Below are 22,279 nucleotides of genomic sequence, written 5' to 3'. Positions count from 1 at the left end.
ACCCAGTCTAGTGTGGAGGGGTGCTGAAGATTGGACTTACCGGCGGGATCGCCTCCGGCAAATCGCTCGTGTCCGCCCGGCTGAGGGAGTTGGGCGCTGTCTTGATTGACGCCGACGCGCTGGCCCGCGAGGTCGTGGAGCCGGGCACTCCGGGCTTGGCGGACGTCGTGGCCGAGTTCGGTAAAGACATCGTCGACGCCGAGGGGCGCCTTGACCGGGCACGCCTCGGCGCGATCGTGTTCGCCGAGTCGGATCGCCGCGAAGCGCTCAACGCGATCATCCATCCCCGGGTCAGGGAGAAGGCTGCGGCGATGCTCGCGACCGCGAAACCCGGCGACATCGTCGTCCAGGATATTCCACTCCTGGTCGAAACCGGGCAGGGAAGCAGCTTCCACCTGGTGCTCGTCGTCGATGCGCCGGACGAGGAACGGATCCGGCGCATGACGGAGATCCGAGGCATGACAGCGGAGGACGCGGTGTCGCGGATGGCCGCGCAAGCCAGCCGGGATGAACGGCTGGCCGCGGCCGACATCGTGTTGGACAACTCCGGAACCGTGGCGGAAGTCACCGAGCTGGTGGAAACTCTCTGGGAAGAACGATTGGTGCCGTTTGCCCGCAACCTCGCGGCGGGCCGTCCGGCCCCACGAGCCGGCGGACCTGTATTGCGGCCGCCAAACCCCGACTGGCCGGCCCAGGCCGGGCGGCTGCTTGCCCGGATCCGGCGGGCATCCCCGGAGGTGTTGGGCGCAGACCACATCGGTTCGACGTCGGTACCCGGCCTTCTTGCAAAAGACATCATCGACCTGCAGGTCAATGTGTCCTCGCTTGAAGCCGCAGACCGGATAGCGGGGGTCTTGGGCGAGGCAGGTTTCCCGTTGCGGGAGGCCTCTGCCCGTGACACACCCAAGCCACCGGACTTGGATCCATCGGCATGGCAAAAGCGCTTCCATGCCAACGCGGACCCCGGGCGGGCAGCCAATGTCCATGTCCGGGTGCTTGGAAGCCCGGGCTGGCGTTATGCGTTGTTGTTCCGGGATTGGCTCCGCGCCAACCCCGAGGCCGTGGCAATGTATGCGGCCCTGAAGCAAGAGCTTGCCGCGCAGTACGCCGGTGACGGCCGGACCCTGGCGTATGCGGAAGCCAAGGAGCCCTGGTTCACCGAGGTCGCGTGGCCGCTCATGGATGCCTGGGCCAGCAGCAGCGGTTGGCAGCCGCCGTCGTACTCCATGGCGCAAGGCTAGGCATGGCCCCGAAACGGAGAATCACGCCGCACCTTGAGGGACAGCGGCTCGGCGCCGTTCGTGCGTTGGCGTGGGGCGGCGTCGTCCTCATGGCCGGGGCCGCGCTGCTGTGGTTCCTTGCCGGCGGCCGCGAGGAGTTCGTCGCTGGAACGCAGCCGGCGACGTGGCGCGTCCTCGTGCCGGGCACAGCTTTCTGGTTGGCATGGACCGCCTGGCTTGGGGCAGGAGTGTGGTTCGCCGTCAAGATGTTCCGTTCCATCATGGGGCGACTCGACGACGGTTGGACCAGGCCAGGCGGAGGTGACGGTTCCACCGGATAACGCGGACAGTAACTGTCCGCGGGCGGGGGTACATTGGATTCATGAGTCTTGCCCAGGAGATCAACCGTGTGGTCGCGCCTTTTGAGGTCATCAGCGAATTCAAGCCGGCAGGTGACCAGCCGGCCGCAATCGCGGAGCTGACCGAACGGATCAACAACGGCGAGAAAGACGTCGTCCTGCTCGGCGCCACCGGTACGGGCAAGAGTGCCACCACCGCCTGGTTGATCGAACAAGTGCAGCGTCCCACCTTGGTGATGGTCCAAAACAAGACCTTGGCCGCGCAGCTCGCCAACGAGTTCCGGGAGCTGCTGCCCAACAACGCGGTGGAGTACTTCGTTTCCTATTACGACTACTACCAGCCCGAAGCCTACGTCCCCCAGACGGATACCTTCATCGAGAAGGACTCCTCCGTGAATGAGGAGGTGGAGCGGCTGCGGCACTCGGCCACCAACGCGCTGCTGACCCGCAGGGATGTCATTGTGGTGGCTACCGTGTCGTGCATCTACGGCCTGGGCACCCCGGAAGAATACATCGCCGGGATGGTCACGCTCACCAAGGGCGCCGAAATGAACCGGGACGATCTCCTGCGCAAGTTTGTCGGCATGCAGTACACCCGCAACGACATGGACTTCCACCGCGGCACGTTCCGGGTCCGCGGAGATACCGTGGAGATCATCCCGATGTACGAAGAGCTGGCCCTGCGCATCGAGTTCTTCGGCGACGAGATCGAGAACATCTATACTCTGCATCCGGTAACGGGCGACGTCATCCGCGAGGAAACCGAGATGTACATCTTCCCGGCCTCGCACTATGTCGCCGGTCCGGAACGCATGTCCCGCGCCATTACCGCCATCGAGAACGAGCTCGGGGAGCGGCTCAAGGTCCTCGAAGGCCAGAACAAGCTGGTGGAGGCCCAGAGGCTGCGCATGCGCACCACCTACGATCTCGAGATGATGCAGCAAATGGGTTTCTGCAACGGCATCGAGAACTACTCACGCCACATCGATGGCCGCGGCTCCGGCACGGCCCCGCACTGCCTCATCGACTACTTCCCGGACGACTTCCTGCTGGTCATTGACGAATCCCATGTCACGGTTCCACAGATCGGCGCCATGTACGAGGGCGACATGTCGCGCAAGCGCACACTCGTGGACCACGGTTTCCGGCTTCCTTCGGCCATGGACAACAGGCCGCTCAAATGGGATGAATTCCTGGAACGGGTGGGCCAGACCGTCTATCTTTCCGCGACCCCCGGCAAGTACGAGCTGGGCAAGGCCGACGGGTTCGTCCAACAGATTATCCGCCCTACCGGACTGATCGATCCCGAAGTCATCGTAAAGCCGACCAAAGGCCAGATCGACGACCTCCTTGGCGAAATCAGGACGCGCGTGGAGCGCGACGAACGCGTCCTGGTCACCACCTTGACCAAGCGGATGGCCGAGGACCTGACCGACTACTTGCTGGGCCATGGGGTCAAGGTCCAATACCTGCACTCCGACGTCGACACCCTCCGTCGCGTGGAACTGCTCCGGGAGCTCCGCATGGGCAGCTTCGACGTCCTGGTGGGCATCAACCTGCTCCGAGAGGGCCTCGATCTGCCCGAAGTGTCACTTGTCAGCATCCTCGACGCCGACAAGGAAGGATTCCTCCGCTCGGCCACCTCCCTCATCCAGACCATCGGGCGCGCCGCCCGAAACGTCTCGGGCCAGGTCCACATGTACGCCGATCGGATCACGGACTCGATGGCGAAGGCCATTGAGGAAACCAACCGCCGCCGGGAAATCCAGGTCAAATACAACACGGACAACGGGGTCGATCCCCAGCCGTTGCGCAAGAAGATCGCGGACATCACTGATCAGCTTGCCCGCGAAGACGCCGACACCCGCGAGTTGCTCGCCGCAGCCGGAAAGGGCGGCCGGACCGGCAAGGGCAAGGGCGCTTCGAAGGTCCGGCAAGATGGCCTGGCCGCGGCGCCGGCCGAAGACCTCGTGGGCCTGATCGAACAGCTGACCGAGCAGATGCACGCGGCTGCCGCTGAGCTCCAATTTGAGATCGCTGCTAGGATCCGTGACGAGGTGGGCGACCTCAAGCGCGAACTCCGCCAAATGCAGTCCGCCGGGCACGCTTAGGGTAAAGTTGGGCCTACGTAGGGGAGTATCCCAAGCGCTACGTCCGTCAACACGCAAGGCACAGACGCCTCGCCGGGCCTAGCGGATCGCCGTTTGAGCGTTGTTGCCTTCGGGCATGGAGACGCAGGCAGGTCGGAGAGACTTACGCCGTTTTGGCGTACCTGCGAAAGGCATTTTAGATGCAACTCCCCGCCTGGTTTGAGATCGGCTCCTTCGTCGTTCTCGGAATCATCCTCCTTGTCGACCTTCTCCTGGTGGTCAAGCGTCCGCACGAACCCTCCATGAAGGAAGCAGGCCTCTGGGTCGCTTTCTACGTCACCCTCGCCTTGGTGTTCGCCGGAGCGATGTTCGCTTTTGCCGGCCCGGAGCATGGCAGCCAGTTCATCGCCGGTTGGGTGACCGAATACAGCCTGAGTATCGACAACCTCTTTGTCTTCATCATCATCATGGCGCGGTTCTCCGTGCCCCGTAAGTACCAGCAGGAAGTGCTCATGGTGGGCATCATCATCGCCCTCGTCCTGCGCGGTATCTTCATTGCCCTGGGTGCCGTGGTGATTGAGCAGTTCAGTTGGGTCTTCTACATCTTCGGCGCGTTCCTGCTCTGGACCGCGTGGAAGCAAGCCACGGACAACGGCGAAGACGAGGAAGACGGTGCCGAAAACCCGCTGATCGCCCGTATCCGAAAAGTTGTCCCGATGTCGGAGAAGTTCGACGGCGGCAAGCTTCGGACAACGGTCAACGGCAAGAAACTGTTCACTCCCATGCTGATCGTCTTCGTGACCATCGGCATGACGGACCTCCTGTTCGCCGTGGACTCCATTCCGGCCATCTTCGGACTGACGCAGAGCGCCTTCATCGTCTTCACCGCCAACATCTTCGCCCTCATGGGCCTGCGCCAGCTGTACTTCCTGCTTGGCGGACTCATGAGCCGGCTGATCTACCTCAAGCACGCATTGTCGATCATCCTCGCCTTCATCGGCGTCAAGCTGGTCCTGCACGCCATGCACGTCAACGAACTGCCCTTCATCAACGGCGGCCACCACATCGAATGGGCTCCGGAGATCCCGACCTATGTGTCCCTCGCGGTCATCCTCGGCACCATCGTCGTGGCGGTTGTCGCGAGCCTCCTGACCCCGGCGGGCAGCAAGTCCAAGCTGGATGCCCGGCTCGAAGAAGATTCCCGCAAGAGCATGAACAAAGTCAGCGGCAACTAACACGGGTCAACTGCGGAACGTTTCGGAGCCCCGGCCCTTACTGTGGCCGGGGCTCAGCGTTTGGCGGAGATATGCTCTTGGCATGGCGTTGACCTCTCCGATGACCCTCGATCCGGCAGCAGTACAGCGACGCACAGTCCGATTGCTGAGCACCGCACAACTGCTGAGCGGTGTGGGCAACGGCGCCACCCTGTCCATCGGATCGTTGCTTGCCGTCCAGCTCAGTGGATCGAGCGCCTGGGCGGGATCGGTCACCACTATCCTCACGCTCGCCGGTGCCGTCACTGCTTTGCCCCTGGCCGGTCTTGCCGAGCGCAGGGGGCGCCGTGCCGGGCTCGTCACCGGTCTCCTGGCCGCGATGCTTGGGGCAATCTTCATGATTATCGCGGCGGCTACGGGGGCTTTCGCGGTGCTCCTCCTTGGTGCAGCCCTGCTGGGTCTCGGCACGGCATCGAACCTCCAGGCGCGATTCGCCGCCGTCGATCTCGCCGCACCGGAGCGCCGCGGACGATCGCTTGCAACCGTGGTCTGGGCAATCACCATCGGCGCCGTGGCCGGTCCGAACCTCATCCAACCTGGCGCTGCGGTGGGCGAAGCTCTGGGCCTGCCCGCAATCTCCGGGCCATTCGTCTTCTCGGTTGCCAGCCTCCTTCTGGCCGCGGTGTTACTGATGGCCGCACTGCGCCCCGACCCGCTGTTGCTGGCAAGGCGCCTGGCCGAGGGGACGCACGACGACGGCGGAAGCGCTGGCGCCCGTGCCGAAGCAGGAGGGCCCCGACGTCGTTCATTGACTGCCGGATTCCAGGCCGTGCGGGCGTCTCCGCGCGCCAAACTGGCCCTGACTGCGGTGGTTGCGGCGCATGGAATCATGGTGGCGGTCATGTCGATGACGCCGTTGCACCTGCAGGAGCTCGTCTCTACCGCGCCGGTTGGGGGCCATGTGGGTCACGAGGGCGGCCACGCCATGGGTACCGACGCCCTGGTGATCATTGGATTTACGATTTCCCTCCACATCGCCGGCATGTTCGCTTTGTCGCCGCTGATGGGGTGGCTGACTGACAGGGCGGGCCGGATCCAGACGATCGTGCTGGGCTTCGTGCTGCTGGCGGTGGCTGTCGCCGTGGCCGGCTTCGGGCAGCAGGACCCGGCCCTGGTCACGGTGGGGCTCGTCGTGCTCGGCCTAGGGTGGTCGGCCGCGACGATTTCAGGATCCACCCTGTTGGCCGAGAGCGTCGAGCGGCAGCAACGCGTCATCGTCCAGGGAGTCTCAGACACACTCATGGGGGCTGCCGGTGCCTTGGGCGGAGGCTTCTCCGGGCTCGTGCTGGGCTGGGTGGGCTACGAGGGTCTGAACATGGCTTCCGGTGCCGTGGCCGTCGTCGTGCTGGCCGTCGTCGCGGCTTCGGTGAAGCGTCCGGCAGTACGGCCGGCGGGCTGAGCTGAACAGCAGAACCTCAGTTCTTGCCGCGCACCATCCCCAGGAGCCGGTTGAAGATTCCTTCCCCGTCCTCGCCGATGCCATCGTGATGGAAATCCCCTGTGATCCAGGCCTGCAGTCCGCGGACGGCGGCCGCGGTTTCCATGGATAGCTGGAAGTCCACATAGATGTCGTCGCGGTAGACAGCTGCCGCGACCGGCACAGTATTCGCCTTCAGCCGGGACACATCGTAGAGCGGTTTCCAGTCCTGTTTGCCGGCCAACAGCGCAGCCACTTCCTGCAGGGGCACAAGCGCTGGATCCTGTTCGAAGTACCAGGGGTAGACCATTTCGCCCGTAAGGAGCGGCTCCGCGGCGTCGGGATGGAACTCGGGGAACTCCCCGCTCACCCGCCACGCCGCCCAGCCGGTCGCCTGCCCCTGTCCGTAGATGGACTCGTGCAAGACCGCGTACAGGGGATTCGATGCCCGGGAAACGAGGCCGTAGACCTGTTCCAGAAAGGCGTCGGAGAGGCGTTCGCCCGCGGGAGACGGCACGAAGGCGTCCTCCAGGAGGGTGTGCAGGGCATCCACGCGGGCGTTCCCGCCCAGGAACGATCCCACCATTTGGAAGCGTTCCGTGGTGAGGCGTTCTCCGCTGGGCAGCCGCTCGTCCGTCGATTCCAGATGCCGCGCGATCCGGGTGACCCGCTTGCGGTCCTCCGGGTACCACCCGAAGTATTCCGCGTTGCGTTCCGCGACCCGTTGGAAAGTCGCCTTGTAGACGCGTTCGGCCGGACCTTCCAGCGGCGCCAGACCTCCCGTGATGAGCACTTCGCTCAAACCTTCCGGCGCGAAGGACAAGTAGGTCAGCGCGCAGAAACCGCCGAAGCTCTGGCCCAGGACGGTCCAGGGTTCCGAACCGAGGGTCTTGCGGATGAGTTCGGCGTCGGCCACGATCGAATCCGCCCGGAAATGCGTGAGGTAGTCTGCCTGTGCGGCGGCATCGCCCCGGAGCGGCAAGGTATTTCGGTCCGCCGGCGTGGACAGGCCCGTGCCGCGTTGATCCAGCATCAGGATGCGGAAACTCCTCGCGGCAGCCTTCATCCAGCCGGACAGGGAGGTGGTCCGGGTTCCGCGTCCGCCGGGCCCGCCCTGGAGGTAGAGCAACCACGGTAGCCGGGCTGTGTCCTCCTCCGAGTGCTCGGCGGAGACGAACTCCCGCGCGAAGACGGTGATCGTTTCCGCGGTGTTGTCGGCTTCCACACCTGCGGACGCCCAATGGTCGAGGGGGACCGCGAAGAAGTGTTCGGTGGTGCGGACGCCCCGGAATTCGTGACGTGCCCGGATGGTGTGCGCCACGCCCTCAACCACGCGCTCAGCCACGAGCCATGACCTTGTCGCTGCCGAAGGCACCCAGCGCTTCGCCGGTCAGCCGGAAGGTCGACCAGCCGTCCATGGGCACCGCTCCGAGGCCGCGGTAGAAGTTGATGGACGGTTCGTTCCAGTCCAGGACACTCCATTCCACCCGTGCATAACCGCGTTCGACGGCGGTGGCGGCCAGGTGCTGCAGGAGCGCCTTCCCGTGGCCTTCGCCCCGGGCATCGGGCGTGACGTAGAGGTCCTCGAGATAGATGCCGTGGACGCCTTCCCACGTGGAGTAGTTCAGGAACCACAAAGCGAATCCCTGGACGTCTCCTGCCGCGTTTTCCGCCATGTGCGCGTACACCCGTGGATTCTCGCCGAACAAGGCCTCGGTGAGCATTTCCGGCGTGTTCTTCACGGCGTCGGGCTCTTTTTCGTAGACGGCAAGCTCATGGATCATCTGCAGGATCGCGGGGACGTCGGACACTGTGGCTGGGCGGACAACACTCATGATTCGAGCTTACTAGGCGCCTACAGGCGGTTGACCGAGGTCACCCTGACCACGGCGGTGCCGCTCTCGTCCGAGGCTGCCAGGTCCACTTCGGCGGAAACGCCCCAGTCATGGTTGCGGGCCGGGTCATCGAAAATCTGCCGCACCCGCCAGATGCCGGGTTCCTCCGTGATCATAAGGAGTCCCGGGCCCCGGGCATCGGGGCCGGTTCCGATGTCGTCGTGCTCGTCGAAGTAGTCGTCCAAAGCGTCTTCCCAGCGCTCCGCATCCCAGCCGCTGCCGGCGTCGAGCTCGCCCAAGGCAGCCGCATCCTCGTCCGCGAACAACTCAACGCGCCGGAACATTTCGTTGCGGACCATGACCCGGAAGGCGCGGATGTTGGACGTGAGCGACGGCGGCGGGGGAGGTGGAGCGTCGTGCGGCGTCGGAGCCACCCCGGAGGTGAGCTCTTCCCACTCGTCGAGCAGGCTGGAGTCGACTTGGCGGACCAGTTCACCCAGCCAGGCGATGAGGTCCTCGAGGTCTTCGCGGAGCACGTCCTGCGGGACCGTCTGGCGCAGGGCCTTGAAGCCGTCGGCCAAATACCGCAGCACGATTCCCTCGGAGCGGGCCAGCCCATAGAACTGCACGAACTCACCGAAATTCATGGCGCGCTCATACATGTCGCGGACCACCGACTTCGGAGCCAGCTCAAAGTCGCCCACCCAGGGTGCGGCCTTGCGGTACACCTCGAACGCTTCGCCCAGGATCTCCGCGAGGGGCTGCGGGTAGCTGACCTCTTCAAGCATCGCCATGCGCTGGTCGTAATCGATGCCGTCGGCCTTCATCGCGGCGACGGCCTCGCCGCGTGCCTTCTTCTGCTGCGCAGAGAGGATCTGCCGGGGCTTCTCGAGGGTCGCTTCGATCACGGACACGACGTCCAAGGCGTACGACGGCGACTCCGGATCGAGGAGCTCGAGCGCGGCAAGCGCAAACGGTGAAAGCGGCTGGTTCAGGGCAAAGTTGGCTTGCAGGTGAACGGTCAGCCGGACGGATCGTCCTTCTTTCTCCTGCTCGGCCTCGGGAATGCGTTCAACCACTCCGGCTGCCAACAGCTCGCGGTAGATGCTCAGGGCCTTCTTCATGAGCTGCAGTTGGGCGGGCCGTGCCTCGTGGTTCTCAGTGAGGAGACGGCGGGCAGCGGCGAACGGGTCGCCGGGGCGCTCCATCAGGTTGAGCAGCATCGCATGCGTCACAGTAAAACTCGAGGTCAACGGGTCCGGCACGGACTCCACCAAACGGGTGAAGGTGGGCTGGCCCCAGGAGACAAAGCCTTCCGGCGGTTTCTTCCGCACCACTTGCCGCAGTTTCTTCTGGTCGTCGCCGAACTTCGCGGTGGCTTTCGCCATAGCCTTCGCGTTTTCCACCACGTGTTCGGGAGCCTGCACCACAACCGTTCCGGCCGTGTCGTAGCCCGCCCGGCCGGCACGGCCCGCGATCTGGTGGAATTCCCGGGAGTTCAGCAGGCGGGTGCGGACGCCGTCGTACTTGCTGAGCGCCGTCAGGAGGACAGTGCGGATGGGAACGTTGATCCCGACCCCGAGCGTGTCGGTGCCGCAGATGACCTTCAGGAGTCCTGCTTGTGCCAGCTGCTCAACGAGGCGGCGGTACTTGGGCAGCATGCCGGCGTGATGGACGCCGATCCCATGGCGGACCAGCCGGTTCAGGGTCTTGCCGAAGCCGGCGGCGAACCGGAAACCCGCGATCAGCTCGGCAATCTTGTCCTTCTCCTCGCGCGTGCACATGTTGACGCTCATGAGGTTCTGGGCCCGCTCGATGGCCTCGACCTGGCTGAAATGCACCACGTACACGGGAACCTGCTTGGTGCTGAGCAGTTCTTCGAGGGTTTCGTGGACCGGTGTTTCCTGGAAGTAATAGTGCAGCGGGATGGGCCGTTCGGCCGAACTCACGGTGGTAGTGGACCGTCCGGTGAGTTCGCTCAGGCCGGCTTCGAAGCGGCTGACGTCTCCCAGGGTGGCCGACATCAGCAGGAACTGGGCCTGGGGGAGCTCCAGGAGCGGCACCTGCCACGCCCAACCGCGCTGGGGATCGGAGTAGAAGTGGAATTCGTCCATGATGACCGTGCCGAGCTCGGCTTCCTTGCCTTCGCGCAAAGCGATGTTGGCGAGGATTTCGGCGGTGCAGCAAATGATCGGCGCATCCTGGTTGACTCCCGAATCTCCGGTGATCATGCCGACGTTCTCTGCTCCGAAAATGTCGCAAAGCGCGAAGAACTTTTCCGAGACCAAGGCCTTGATGGGGGCGGTGTAGTAGCTGCGCAAGCCGCGGGACATCGCCTCGAAGTGCGCGGCGATCGCCACGAGGGATTTTCCGGAACCGGTGGGGGTTGCCAGGATGACATTGGCGCCCGACGCGAGTTCCATGATGGCCTCGTCCTGGGCGGGGTAGAGCTGAAGTCCGCGGCTCTCCGTCCAGGCGACGAAGCGTGTGTAGATTTCGTCCGGGTCAACGCGTCCGCCGTCGGGGAGCTGCTCAAGAAGTTTCATTGCCTTCCAGCTTAGTGTGGGTGGAGCAGACCACGGGGACCGACCATGGAGGATGCAGTGAAGTGGGATCCAGCCAAGTACATCGAGTTCGGCAATCACCGCGACCGGCCGTTTTTTGACCTGACGTCGAGGATTCTGGCGGAGGACCCCCGGCACGTCGTGGATCTGGGCTGCGGTCCGGGGAACTTGACGGCGACCCTCGCGACGCGATGGCAGGGCGCCGCCGTCGTCGGGCTGGACTCCTCAGCCGAAATGCTGGCAAAAGCCCAAGTCCTCGCTGCCGCGCAACCGGGTCTTTCGTTCGTGCAGGCAGACATTGCCGGATGGGCACCGGAAGCGGACACCGACGTCGTGGTCAGCAACGCGGCGCTGCAATGGGTGCCGGGCCACTTGACGATGCTCGCCGGGTGGCTCGAAGCTCTGAAACCAGGCGCGTGGTTTGCGCTCCAGGTCCCCGGAAACTTCGGTGCGCCGTCCCACGTGCTCATGCGCGAACTGGCCGCTTCGCCGGAATGGTCCGGAAGGCTGTCCGGCGTGCTCCGCCATGACGACGCCGTGGGCGAACCGGCCGACTACCTGCGGATCATGCTCGACGCCGGATGCGACGCCGACGCCTGGGAAACCACCTACCAGCAACTCCTGCCGGGAGCCGATCCGGTACTGGAGTGGGTGCGCGGGACCGGCCTGCGTCCAGTGCTCGCAGGGCTTCCCGAAGACGAAGCACGCGAGTTCGAAAACCACTACGCAGCCGCGCTCCGCGAGGCCTATCCGCGGGGCCGGCACGGAACAGTGTTTGCCTTCCGCAGGGTTTTTGCGGTGGCACAAAAACGAGGCTGAGCGGGCCCGCGTCCAAAGGACGCCGGAAGTGCCGCGTTTACAAGGTTTCGCACTGTGTTCTGAACTACAATGGCAACGCGATCTCGGGGTGGCATCGTGTGGAATCCGCTGCTCCGGAGGCCAACGATTGGAGGCAGTGTGCTGGCATCCTTGCTGTTGCAGCGCCTCGCCCCCTACAAGCCCCACGTGCTGGCCATCGTTCTCCTGCAGCTCGTCCAGACCGGCGCCACACTCCTCCTGCCCACCTTCAACGCGAAGATCGTCGACGACGGCCTGGTCGCCGGGAACAGCGAGGTAATCCTGCGCCTGGGTACCTGGATGCTGGTCCTCACGGTGATCCAGGTGCTCGCCGCGGTGCTCGCCGGCTACCTCGGAGCGATTGTCGCCATGAAGGTCGGCCGCGGACTGCGGCAGGAACTCTTCGACAAGATTCATTCCCTGCCCGACCAGGACGTCGCAGCCTTCGGACCGGCCAGCCTCGTGGTCAGGACGACGAATGATGTCCTGCAGCTGCAGAACATCACGGTCCTGGTTTTCGGCATGCTGGTGGCGGCGCCCGTCATGGGCATCGGAGGCGTGATCCTGGCGGTCGAACAGGACGTTGCCCTGTCTTGGATCGTTTTCGCCATCGTTCCCGTGTTGCTCGCCATCATGCTGTTGATTGTCCGCAAGCTCGTCCCGCTGTACCGCGAGGGCCAAGGCTTGGTGGACCGGATCAATAGCGTCCTCCGGGAACAGATCCTGGGGACCGCGGTCATTCGTGCGTTCGTCCGCCAGCCGTTCGAGATGAAACGGTTCGAGGCCGCCAACGACGCACTGACAAGGAACAATCTCCGTTCGGCCAGGATTGTCGCGGCCATGCTTCCCCTCGTCATGACCGTGGTCAATCTTTCATCCGCGGGCGTGGTCTGGCTAGGCGGGCACCGCATCATCGCGGGAGACATGGAGCTGGGTGCGCTCACGGCGTTCATCGCCTACATCATGCAGATCCTCCTCGCGATCATGATGGCAATGTACGTGTTGAGCACGGCCCCCCGGGCGGCTGTCAGCGCTGAACGCGTCACCGAAGTGCTCAACACGGAATCAGAAATCACGCAGCCGGGAAACACTGCCGGCGGGATGGTGGCACGCCCCTCGCGGGCTGAAGGCCTGCGCTTCGACAACGTCGTTTTCGCCTACCCTGGAGCCGAAACACCAGTAGTGGAAAGCATCACATTCCACGCGGCTCCGGGAAGCACGACCGCGGTCATCGGCTCCACGGGAAGCGGCAAGTCGACCATCGTCAGCCTTGTGCCGAGGCTGCTTGAGGTGAGCAGTGGAAGTATCTCGCTCGACGGCCGGGACATCGCGGCCGTTCCGCTCAATGCCTTGCGCAACCAGCTCGGCGTCGTGCCCCAGGAGAGTTGGCTGTTCCGCGGAACCATCGCCGAGAACCTGCGGATTTCCTTGCCTTCCGCGACAGATTCGCAATTGTGGCATGCCCTTGAGACGGCCCAGGCCGCGGATTTCGTGAACGAGTTGCCGCAAGGACTGGAGACCATGTTGTCCCAGGGCGGCGCCGGTCTGTCCGGCGGCCAGCGGCAGCGCTTATGCATAGCCCGCGCCATTCTGCGCCCTGCATCCGTCTATTTGTTTGACGACAGCTTCTCTGCGTTGGACACGGTGACGGAAGCAAAGCTCCGGGCCGCGCTTGAACCGGAACTCCGGGGGGCGACCGTCATCATTGTCGCCCAGCGCATCAACACCGTGGTGTCGGCGGACCAGATACTGCTCATCGACGAGGGCCGCCTGGTGGCACAAGGAACCCATGCCGAACTTCTCGAGTCCTCGGAAACTTACCGGGAAATCGTAGCGTCCCAGCTGGAAACGGACGACGCCGCGTGAGCAGCGAAGGCGAACACCTCGCCATTCCAGCGAAACCGTCGCGGTCGCTCCTCCGCCTGGTGGGCTTGATGAAGCCCTCCCGGGGAATCATGACCGCCGCGATCCTGTGCATCTGCGGCTTTGTCACGCTCAATGTCGCCGCACCCAAAATACTCGGTGACGCCACCGACGTCATCGCCGCCGCCGTGTTCGGCGCGCAGTTCGACGCCGGGCGCTTCGTCTTCCTCTTGCTCCTGGCCGCAGGCATGTATTGCGTCACGTCGCTGCTTAGCTGGGCGCAGGGCCGCCTCAACGCCCTCGCCGTCCAGCGCCTCGCACACGACCTCCGCGAAGCCGTGGAAGGGAAACTGCATCGCCTTCCCGTGGCCTACTACGACGGCCGCTCCCGGGGCGACGTGCTGAGCCGCGCGACGAACGATCTCGACAACGTGTCGCAGACGCTCAACCAGCTCCTCTCCCAGCTCCTGACCTCAACACTGATGGTCATCGGCTCGCTCGTGATGATGCTGCTGCTTTCGCCGCTCCTCGCCGTCGTGTCCCTGCTGGCCGTTCCGGTTTCGGCGCTGGCGTCGATTATCGTGACCCGACGCTCGCAGAAATACTTCGTCCGGCAGTGGGAAGCCACGAGCGACGTGAACTCGCTTGTGGAGGAGACAGCCACGGGACACGAGACCATCAAGCTTTTCAACGCCCAGTCATCGATGGCGGTCCGCTTCGCTGATCACAACGACGGGCTTTACGCGGCCAGTTCCAAGGCACAGTTCGCTTCAGGGTTGCTGGTGCCCCTCATGGCTTTCGTGTCCAACGCCAGCTACGTGGGGGTTGCCATTGTCGGTGCCCTGCAGTTCCTCGCCGGGGCGATGAGTATCGGGGGCATTCAAGCGTTCATCCAATTCAACCGCCTCTTCAGCCAGCCGCTGGGCCAGATCGGCGGAATGGCCCAGGTCCTGCAATCATGCGCGGTTTCCGCCAGCAGGGTCTTCGAGCTGCTGGACGCCGCCGAACTGACAGGGGAACGTGCGGAACAGGGCGCAGATGCCCGCGCCGACTCCGGTCCGGGCCTTGAGTCGCGGTTTGACGCGCGGTTTGATGCCCCCTCGGGGCGCGTTGCCTTCGAACACATCTCCTTCAGCTACCGGCCGGATGCGCCCCTCATCGAGGACCTGTCCTTCCAGGTGGAACCGGGACAGACAGTTGCGATTGTCGGGCACACCGGAGCCGGGAAGACCACACTGGTCAGCCTCCTCATGCGTTTCCACGAACTCGGCTCCGGACGGATCACCATCGACGGCGTTGACATCGCGGGCATGGGACGCGACGCACTCCGCCGGAATTTCGGCGTCGTTCTCCAGGATCCGTGGATTTTCACCGGCACCATCCGGGAGAACATCGAGTATGGCTTTCCGGGCGCCGGCGAGGCCGAGATCGTGGCCGCAGCCGAGGCGAGCCACGTCGACCATTTTGTCCGCTCGCTGCCCAACGGGTACTCAACCATGCTCAGCAACGGAGGTGAACCCCTCAGCCAGGGCCAGAGGCAATTGCTGAGCATCGCGCGCGCACGGCTCTCGGGCCGCCCCATCCTGATCCTGGACGAAGCGACAAGTTCGGTGGATACCCGCACCGAAGTCCTTATCCGCCAAGCGATGCACCGGCTCCGGAGCAACAAGACGTCATTCGTCATCGCGCACCGCTTGTCCACTATCCGCGACGCTGATCTAATTCTCGTCATGGACCACGGACGGATCGTTGAACACGGCACGCATCATTCGCTGTTGGCGCTTGGCGGGCACTACGCCCACTTGCATGAAGCGCAGTTTGCCGCCGGAGGCGGCGAACTCGCCGCGATGCCGGTGAGGTCCGCGAAGCACCGCGCCGGGCAAGGAGAGAGGGAAGCATCATGAGCCCGCTTGAGTTTCCCGGTTCGTGGCGTCCCAATCAGTCCAGTACCGTCGCGCTGTACGAACAGCTTCGGCTCCGCGTCATCGAGTTGGCCGACGGCGGCATCCTGGCTGTCGGTACCAAGCTCCCCGCGGTGCGCAGCTTGGCCGAACAATTGGATGTCGCCCCCCACACGGTGGCCCGGGCCTATAAAGAACTTGAAGCTGCTGGAGTAGTGGCCACCCGTGGCCGCAACGGAACAGTTGTGTGCGCCCGGGATGACCGCTGGAGCGCGTTGGCAGCCGTGGCTGCGAGCTACTCGGCGGCGGCCAAAGCGCAGGGCGCCAGTTTCGCGGAGGCGGTGCAGCTTCTGGCGGCTGCCTACGACGCCGATTGATACCCGTCGGTAGGCTGTGGGAAGCCACATGGAAATTCGAAGAAGTTTTCGATTAGCATTAGTGGGTGCCTAAAGCCGTAGCTGAAGTCCCCGCCGTCGAATCCTTCGCAAGTGTTTCCGAGCAGCAAGCTGCCACGCCCGTAAGACATGACCTGTCCCGGCTCGTGGTCAAGGGAGCGCGTGAACACAACCTCCGCAACGTCGATCTCGACCTTCCCCGTGACGCAATGATCGTTTTCACGGGCTTGTCAGGTTCAGGCAAGTCGTCCTTGGCTTTCGACACTATCTTCGCGGAGGGCCAGCGCCGGTACGTGGAGTCATTGTCGGCATATGCCCGCCAGTTCCTGGGCCAAGTGGACAAGCCGGACGTGGATTTCATCGAGGGCCTTTCGCCGGCAGTGTCCATCGACCAGAAGTCGACGAGCAAGAACCCGCGCTCCACAGTGGGCACCATCACCGAGATCTACGACTACATGCGCCTTCTCTGGGCACGTGTCGGCCGGCCGCATTGCCCCGTGTGCCACGAGCCGATCACGCGCCAGACGCCGCAGCAGATCGTCGACCAGTTGCTGGAACTCGAATCCGGCACCCGATTCCAGATTCTTGCCCCTGTGGTCCGCGGACGCAAGGGCGAATTCGTCGAGCTCTTCAAAGAGCTCACGGCCAAAGGATACTCACGCGCCCGGGTGGACGGAGATCTCGTCCAGCTGAGCGATCCGCCCAAGCTCGGCAAGCAATTCAAGCACTCCATTGAAGTGGTCGTGGACCGGCTCGTTGTCAAGGAAGGGATCAGCCAGCGGCTGACCGACTCGATCGAAACCGCGCTCCGGCTTGCGGAAGGCCGGGTACTGGTCGAGTTCGTGGATCTCGACGCCGAAGACCCAGCCCGGATCCGGGCCTTCTCCGAAAACCTTGCCTGCCCCAATGAGCACCCGCTGGCCATCGACGAGATCGAGCCACGCTCCTTCTCGTTCAACAACCCCTTCGGCGCATGTTCGGCCTGCAGCGGTATCGGCACCAAGCTCGAGGTCGACGAAGAGTTGGTTGTCCCCAATCCGGAACTTTCCTTGAACCAGGGTGCCATCGCACCTTGGTCGCTGGGTACTGCCACCACGGAGTACTGGAACCGGCTCCTCGAAGGCCTGGCCCTGGAGCTCGAGTTCTCCATGGACACCCCGTGGGAGAAGCTGCCGCAGGAAGTCCGGCAGACGGTGCTGCACGGCAAGGACCACAAAGTAGTCGTCCAGTACCGCAACAGGTTCGGCCGGGAGCGCAAGTACAGCACCGGCTTCGAAGGCGCCATCCAGTACGTTCACCGCAAGCACGGCGAAACGGATTCCGACTGGGCCCGCGACCGCTACGAAGAGTACATGCGGCAGGTTCCTTGCCCCGCATGCAACGGTGCGCGGCTCAACCCGGCGTCGCTGTCCGTGCTGATCAACGGCAAGTCCATCGCCGAAGTTGCGGCCCTTCCGATGCGTGATTGCGCGGATTTCCTCGGTAGCCTCACGCTCACCGACCGCGAGGCCCAGATCGCCCACCAGGTTCTCAAGGAGATCCAGGCGCGCCTGACATTCCTCTTGGACGTCGGGCTCGAATACCTGAATCTCGAACGGCCGTCCGGGACCTTGTCCGGTGGCGAAGCCCAGCGTATCCGGCTCGCCACGCAGATCGGCTCCGGCCTGGTGGGCGTCCTGTATGTCCTGGACGAGCCGTCCATCGGGCTGCACCAGAAGGACAACCGCCGTCTGATCGAGACGCTCACCCGATTGCGCGATCTCGGCAACACACTGATTGTGGTCGAGCACGACGAGGACACGATTCACGAGGCCGACTGGGTTGTGGATATTGGACCCGGCGCCGGTGAGCACGGTGGCCAGGTGGTGCACTCCGGTTCCTACAAGGAGCTCCTGGAAAACACGGACTCGCTGACCGGCGACTACTTGTCCGGCCGGCGCAAGATCGACATCCCGGCCAAGCGGCGCAAGTATGACAAGAAGCGCGAGCTCAAGGTCATCGGCGCACGCGAAAACAACCTGAACAACGTTGACGCAACGTTCCCGCTGGGCCTCTTCACGGCAGTCACTGGCGTCAGTGGCTCGGGGAAGTCCACCCTGGTGAACGAGATCCTTTACAAGGTCCTTGCCAACAAGCTCAACGGTGCCAAGCAGGTCGCCGGCCGGCATCGCTCCGTGGCGGGCCTTGAGCACCTCGACAAAGTGGTGCACGTGGACCAGAGCCCCATCGGGCGGACCCCGCGCTCCAACCCCGCCACGTACACGGGCGTCTTCGACAACATCCGGAAGCTTTTCGCGGAAACCACCGAAGCCAAGGTCCGTGGATACCAGCCTGGACGCTTCTCCTTCAACGTCAAGGGCGGCCGCTGCGAGGCGTGCTCCGGTGACGGCACCCTGAAGATCGAGATGAACTTCCTGCCGGACGTCTATGTTCCCTGCGAGGTGTGCCACGGTGCCCGGTACAACCGCGAGACCCTGGAGGTCCATTACAAGGGCAAGACCATCGCGGACGTCCTCAACATGCCCATCGAGGAGGGTGCCGAGTTCTTTGCCGCTTTCACCCCCATTGCCCGGCATTTGAACACCCTCGTCGACGTCGGCCTAGGTTATGTCCGGCTCGGGCAACCGGCCACCACGCTTTCCGGCGGCGAGGCGCAGCGCGTGAAGCTGGCCTCGGAACTGCAGAAGCGTTCGAATGGCCGGAGCGTCTACGTATTGGACGAGCCCACAACGGGCCTCCACTTCGAGGACATCCGGAAGTTGCTCATGGTGCTGCAGGGTTTGGTGGACAAGGGCAATACGGTCATCACCATTGAGCACAACCTCGACGTCATCAAGTCCGCTGACTGGATTGTGGACCTTGGCCCCAATGGCGGTTCAGGCGGCGGCCGGATCGTGGCAACGGGCACGCCCGAACAGGTTGCCAAGTCCACGGAAAGCCATACCGCAACCTTCCTGGCGGAGATTCTCGGTTAGCCCTGCGTGAACGGCCGGGGAATTTTTCGGCAGTGGTCGAAGTATTCCCTGGCCGGCATGTGAGTTTCAGGCATGCCTCAACTCGTGAGAAACTAACCCGGTGACTCAAACAATGGTGCCCGTAATCTTTGATCTGGACGGCACCCTTGTCGATCCTGCAGGCGGCATAACCGGCGGTATCGCCGCGGCCCTGGGCGAAATGGGGCTCCGTGTCCCGGAACAGGCCGTGCTGGACTCCATGGTCGGGCCCAAGCTCAGCGATTCCCTGGAACACATTGCCGGGGTTCCCACAGGAAAAGTCGACGAAGTCATTGGGCTGTACCGCAGCTATTATCGTTCCGTCGGAATCGCTCAAAGCCGGCTATACCCCGGAATCCGTGAGCTCCTGCAGTTCTTCGCGGAGTCGCGGCGGCCGGTTGCCGTCGCCACCCAGAAACCCCAAGGCTTGGCCCACACCGTGTTGGAGCACCATGGCATTGCCGGTTTCTTTGCCTCCATCTGCGGTGCGCCGGACGACGAGTCAATAGCCGCCAATACAACTCCGGGTAAGGTGGCAATCGTTGGTGCCGCTCTGGCCACGTTGCGTTCCCAGCCTGCGGTGATGGTCGGAGACCGCCACCAGGATGTTGCCGGTGCCATGGCCAACGGCCTTGACTGCATCGGGGTCAGTTGGGGATTTGCGCCCGACGGCGAACTTCAGGAGGCAGGCGCCGTCGCCGTCGTGGACACCGCGGCGCAGCTGCTGAAGAAGATCGAAGAACTTGACGCTGTCCGCGCGGCGGCCCTGAGCGAGGTGCAGAACGATGGAAGCCTTTGATGTCATCCGCTGGACCACGCGCGGACTGATTTCCAGCACCTGCCGGCCCACGGTCATCGGGCTGGAGAACGTGCCCAAGGAAGGGCCCTTCATCGTGGCCCCGAACCATTTGTCTTTTCTGGACAGCGTTATTGTCCAAGCCTTGATGCCGCGCCCGGTGGGCTTCTTTGCCAAGGCCGAGTATTTCACCACCAAAGGCTTCAAAGGCCGCGCGATGAAGGCGTTCTTCCAGGCCGTTGGATCCATTCCGGTGGAACGCGGAGAGCAGGCGGCCAGCGTGCAGGCCCTCAAGACCCTCCTGGACATCCTGGAGAACGGCAGGGGCATCGGCATCTATCCGGAGGGAACCCGCTCGCGCGACGGCTTGCTCTACCGCGGGCGGACCGGTGTCGGCTGGCTTGCCCTGACAACTGGGGCGCCGGTGGTGCCGGTTGGCCTCATCGGCACGGACAAGCTGCAGCCCGTGGACCGGAACACCGTTCGTCCACAGCATTTCACCATGAAGGTCGGCGAGCCGTTGTACTTCGAGAAGACCGGTCCGGACCATTCCCTGCCGGCCAGGCGCGAAGTCACGGACAAGATCATGGATGCCATTGCGGTATTGAGCGGCCAGGAACGTTCCACGAGCTACAACCAGAGCAAGTCCGCGGAGTAGCCCTCCGCGAAGCGGGCCCGTACGGGGGAGCGCGATTCCCTTACTAGACTGGATCTGTGGCAGATCCAGCGAGTTATCGACCCCAGACGGGAGAAATCCCCACCACCCCCGGTGTCTATCGGTTCCGGGATCCGCACGGCCGTGTCATCTACGTGGGCAAGGCGAAGAACCTCCGATCCCGGCTGAACTCGTACTTTGCCAACCCGGCGGGTTTGCTGCCGAAGACGCACGCGATGGTGCACGCGGCCAGTAGCGTCGAATGGACCATGGTGGGCAGCGAGCTTGAGTCGCTCCAGCTCGAATACACCTGGATCAAGGAATTCAAGCCCCGCTTCAATGTGGTCTTCCGCGATGACAAGACGTATCCGTACCTTGCCGTGAGCATGGCGGAGAAGCTCCCGCGGGTACAGGTCATGCGCGGGGAGCGCCGCAAGGGCACCCGCTACTTCGGGCCATACACGGCCGGGGCCATCCGCGAAACAATGGACACCTTGCTCCGCGTCTTCCCGGTCCGCAGTTGCAGTGCCGGCGTGCTGAAGCGCGCCCAGGCCAGCGGCCGGCCATGCTTGCTCGGCTATATCGACAAATGCTCGGCCCCGTGCGTCGGCCGCGTCACCGCCGACGAGCACCGGGCCATCGCCGAAGACTTCTGCTCGTTCATGGGTGGCGAAGCCAAACGCTTCATCACCCGCCTCGAAAAGGACATGGGCGCCGCCGTCGCCGAGCTGGACTACGAGCGGGCGGCCCGGCTCCGGGACGACATCATCGCGCTCCGCAAAGTGTTCGAGCGCAACGCCGTCGTGCTTTCCGAAGACACCGACGCGGATGTCTTCGCCCTGCACGACGACGACCTTGAGGCTTCCGTGCAGGTATTCCACGTCAGGGGTGGCCGAGTGCGCGGCCAGCGGGGCTGGGTCGTGGAAAAAGTCGAAGACGCCACCACTCCGGAACTCATCGAACACCTCTTGCAGCAGGTCTACGGAGAGGACAGCGACAACCAAGGCCGTATTCCGCGCGAAGTCCTCGTCCCTGAGATTCCGAGCAACCATCACGAACTGCTCGAATGGCTCGGCGGCCTCAGGGGCGCCAAGGTGGACATCCGGGTGCCGCAGCGTGGCGACAAGGCCGCCCTCATGTCCACCGTCCGCGAAAACGCCGAGCAGGCGCTGAAGCTCCACAAAGTCCGGCGCGCCGGCGATATCACGGTCCGTTCCCAGGCGCTCCAGGAACTGCAGGAAGCGCTCGAGCTTCCCGTGCCGTTGCTCCGGATCGAGTGCTACGACATTTCCCATGTGCAGGGCACCAACGTGGTTGCGTCCATGGTGGTGGTGGAGGACGGCCTCCCGAAGAAGGCCGACTACAGGAAGTTCTCCATCACCGGTGCGGCGGCAAGCGACGACACCGCTGCGATGCACGACGTCCTCACCAGGCGCTTCAGGCACTACTTGCAGGATAAATCCGCCCAGCTTCCCAAGAGCGGAGAAGTTCCGCACCCGGGAACAGGTGAACCGCCGTCGTCGGAGGATGCTGCCCTCACGGGTGCCAAGGCGAAGTTCGCTTATCCGCCCAACCTCGTCGTCGTCGACGGCGGGCAACCCCAAGTGAATGCGGCCGCCCGGGCCCTCGCGGAACTGGGCATCGACGACGTCTACGTCGTGGGCCTCGCCAAGCGCCTCGAAGAGGTCTGGTTGCCGGACAGCGACTTCCCGGTGATCCTGCCCCGCACCTCCCAGGGGCTCTATCTGCTCCAGCGCATCCGCGACGAAGCCCACCGTTTCGCCATCACCTTCCACCGGCAGAAACGTGGAAAGGCCATGACGGTGTCGGCGCTTGACGGCGTTCCGGGTCTCGGCGAAGCCAAACGGAAGGCGCTCGTGGCGCATTTCGGTTCGCTCAAGAAGATCAAGGCGGCAACGGCCCTCGAGCTCACGGCCGCGAAGGGGATCGGCCCGGCATTGGCGGAAGCGGTCGTCAGCCATCTCGCGGCGGCCGGTGCCTCCGGAGAGGCCGCTCCTGCCGTGAACATGACCACCGGCGAAATCCTTGAAATTTAGCTAGGGTAATAAGCGGACCCCTC

General features: G+C 64.0%; 16 protein-coding genes. 13 read left to right on the top strand and 3 right to left on the bottom strand.

Annotation, left to right across the window (positions count from 1 at the left end; genetic code table 11):
• Nucleotides 1-20 precede the first annotated feature (20 nt).
• The 5 genes from coaE to QRN51_RS00690 all read left to right on the top strand — a co-directional run bounded on the left by coaE (nucleotide 21) and on the right by QRN51_RS00690 (nucleotide 6,342).
• Complete coding sequence (coaE, locus tag QRN51_RS00710; protein ID WP_284988236.1) at nucleotides 21-1,241, top strand: dephospho-CoA kinase; 1,221 nt, start codon at nucleotides 21-23, stop codon at nucleotides 1,239-1,241.
• Between the two features lie 2 nt (nucleotides 1,242-1,243).
• The gene (locus QRN51_RS00705; RefSeq protein ID WP_284988235.1) at nucleotides 1,244-1,561 is read left to right on the top strand and encodes a hypothetical protein; all 318 of its coding nucleotides are present in this window, start codon (nucleotides 1,244-1,246) and stop codon (nucleotides 1,559-1,561) included.
• Nucleotides 1,562-1,602: 41 nt separating this feature from the next.
• Nucleotides 1,603-3,690 carry an excinuclease ABC subunit UvrB gene (gene uvrB, locus QRN51_RS00700; RefSeq protein ID WP_059389294.1) on the top strand — a complete coding sequence of 696 codons (2,088 nt, stop codon included), beginning with the start codon at nucleotides 1,603-1,605 and terminating at the stop codon, nucleotides 3,688-3,690.
• A gap of 179 nt (nucleotides 3,691-3,869) precedes the next feature.
• Nucleotides 3,870-4,904: a TerC family protein gene (locus QRN51_RS00695; protein WP_059389293.1), complete on the top strand. Its 1,035-nt coding sequence runs from the start codon at nucleotides 3,870-3,872 to the stop codon at nucleotides 4,902-4,904.
• Nucleotides 4,905-4,986: 82 nt separating this feature from the next.
• Entirely contained in the window at nucleotides 4,987-6,342 is a 1,356-nt protein-coding gene (locus QRN51_RS00690; protein ID WP_284988234.1) for an MFS transporter, read from the top strand.
• 16 nt (nucleotides 6,343-6,358) lie between these two features.
• Here QRN51_RS00690 and QRN51_RS00685 read toward each other — a convergent pair whose 3' ends face one another.
• From QRN51_RS00685 to QRN51_RS00675, 3 genes are read right to left on the bottom strand one after another with little or no spacing between them, the layout of a single operon-like run.
• Nucleotides 6,359-7,705, bottom strand: coding sequence for an alpha/beta fold hydrolase (locus QRN51_RS00685; protein ID WP_284988233.1), 1,347 nt, complete (start codon nucleotides 7,703-7,705; stop codon nucleotides 6,359-6,361).
• Nucleotides 7,698-8,195, bottom strand: coding sequence for a GNAT family N-acetyltransferase (locus QRN51_RS00680; RefSeq protein WP_284988232.1), 498 nt, complete (start codon nucleotides 8,193-8,195; stop codon nucleotides 7,698-7,700). The genes QRN51_RS00685 and QRN51_RS00680 overlap by 8 nt, the downstream gene beginning before the upstream one ends.
• Before the next feature lie 20 nt (nucleotides 8,196-8,215).
• Entirely contained in the window at nucleotides 8,216-10,741 is a 2,526-nt protein-coding gene (locus QRN51_RS00675; RefSeq protein ID WP_284988231.1) for a DEAD/DEAH box helicase, read from the bottom strand.
• Nucleotides 10,742-10,798: 57 nt separating this feature from the next.
• On the opposite strand from QRN51_RS00675, the gene QRN51_RS00670 reads away from it, so the two are divergent.
• The 8 genes from QRN51_RS00670 to uvrC all read left to right on the top strand — a co-directional run bounded on the left by QRN51_RS00670 (nucleotide 10,799) and on the right by uvrC (nucleotide 22,256).
• Nucleotides 10,799-11,578, top strand: a complete 780-nt coding sequence (locus QRN51_RS00670) for a trans-aconitate 2-methyltransferase (protein WP_284988230.1) — start codon at nucleotides 10,799-10,801, stop codon at nucleotides 11,576-11,578.
• Between the two features lie 138 nt (nucleotides 11,579-11,716).
• Complete coding sequence (locus QRN51_RS00665) at nucleotides 11,717-13,462, top strand: ABC transporter ATP-binding protein (RefSeq protein ID WP_284988229.1); 1,746 nt, start codon at nucleotides 11,717-11,719, stop codon at nucleotides 13,460-13,462.
• Nucleotides 13,463-13,551: 89 nt separating this feature from the next.
• A complete protein-coding gene (locus tag QRN51_RS00660; protein WP_502870834.1) occupies nucleotides 13,552-15,363 on the top strand; it encodes an ABC transporter ATP-binding protein in 1,812 nt (603 codons plus the stop codon).
• Nucleotides 15,360-15,737: a GntR family transcriptional regulator gene (locus QRN51_RS00655; protein WP_284988227.1), complete on the top strand. Its 378-nt coding sequence runs from the start codon at nucleotides 15,360-15,362 to the stop codon at nucleotides 15,735-15,737. The genes QRN51_RS00660 and QRN51_RS00655 overlap by 4 nt, the downstream gene beginning before the upstream one ends.
• Before the next feature lie 65 nt (nucleotides 15,738-15,802).
• Nucleotides 15,803-18,730 (top strand): excinuclease ABC subunit UvrA, encoded by a 2,928-nt coding sequence (gene uvrA / locus QRN51_RS00650; protein WP_059389287.1) that lies wholly within the window; start codon nucleotides 15,803-15,805, stop codon nucleotides 18,728-18,730.
• Between the two features lie 100 nt (nucleotides 18,731-18,830).
• A complete protein-coding gene (locus QRN51_RS00645; RefSeq protein WP_284988226.1) occupies nucleotides 18,831-19,547 on the top strand; it encodes an HAD hydrolase-like protein in 717 nt (238 codons plus the stop codon).
• A complete protein-coding gene (locus tag QRN51_RS00640) occupies nucleotides 19,534-20,202 on the top strand; it encodes a lysophospholipid acyltransferase family protein (RefSeq protein WP_059389285.1) in 669 nt (222 codons plus the stop codon). The genes QRN51_RS00645 and QRN51_RS00640 overlap by 14 nt, the downstream gene beginning before the upstream one ends.
• A 56-nt stretch (nucleotides 20,203-20,258) precedes the next feature.
• Nucleotides 20,259-22,256, top strand: coding sequence for an excinuclease ABC subunit UvrC (gene uvrC, locus QRN51_RS00635; RefSeq protein ID WP_284988225.1), 1,998 nt, complete (start codon nucleotides 20,259-20,261; stop codon nucleotides 22,254-22,256).
• The last annotated feature ends 23 nt before the right edge of the window (nucleotides 22,257-22,279 follow it).

This window comes from Arthrobacter sp. efr-133-TYG-120, from assembly GCF_030209785.1.
In the GTDB taxonomy this organism is placed as follows: Bacteria; Actinomycetota; Actinomycetes; order Actinomycetales; family Micrococcaceae; genus Arthrobacter.
This window is presented reverse-complemented; position numbering and strand designations above follow the sequence as displayed.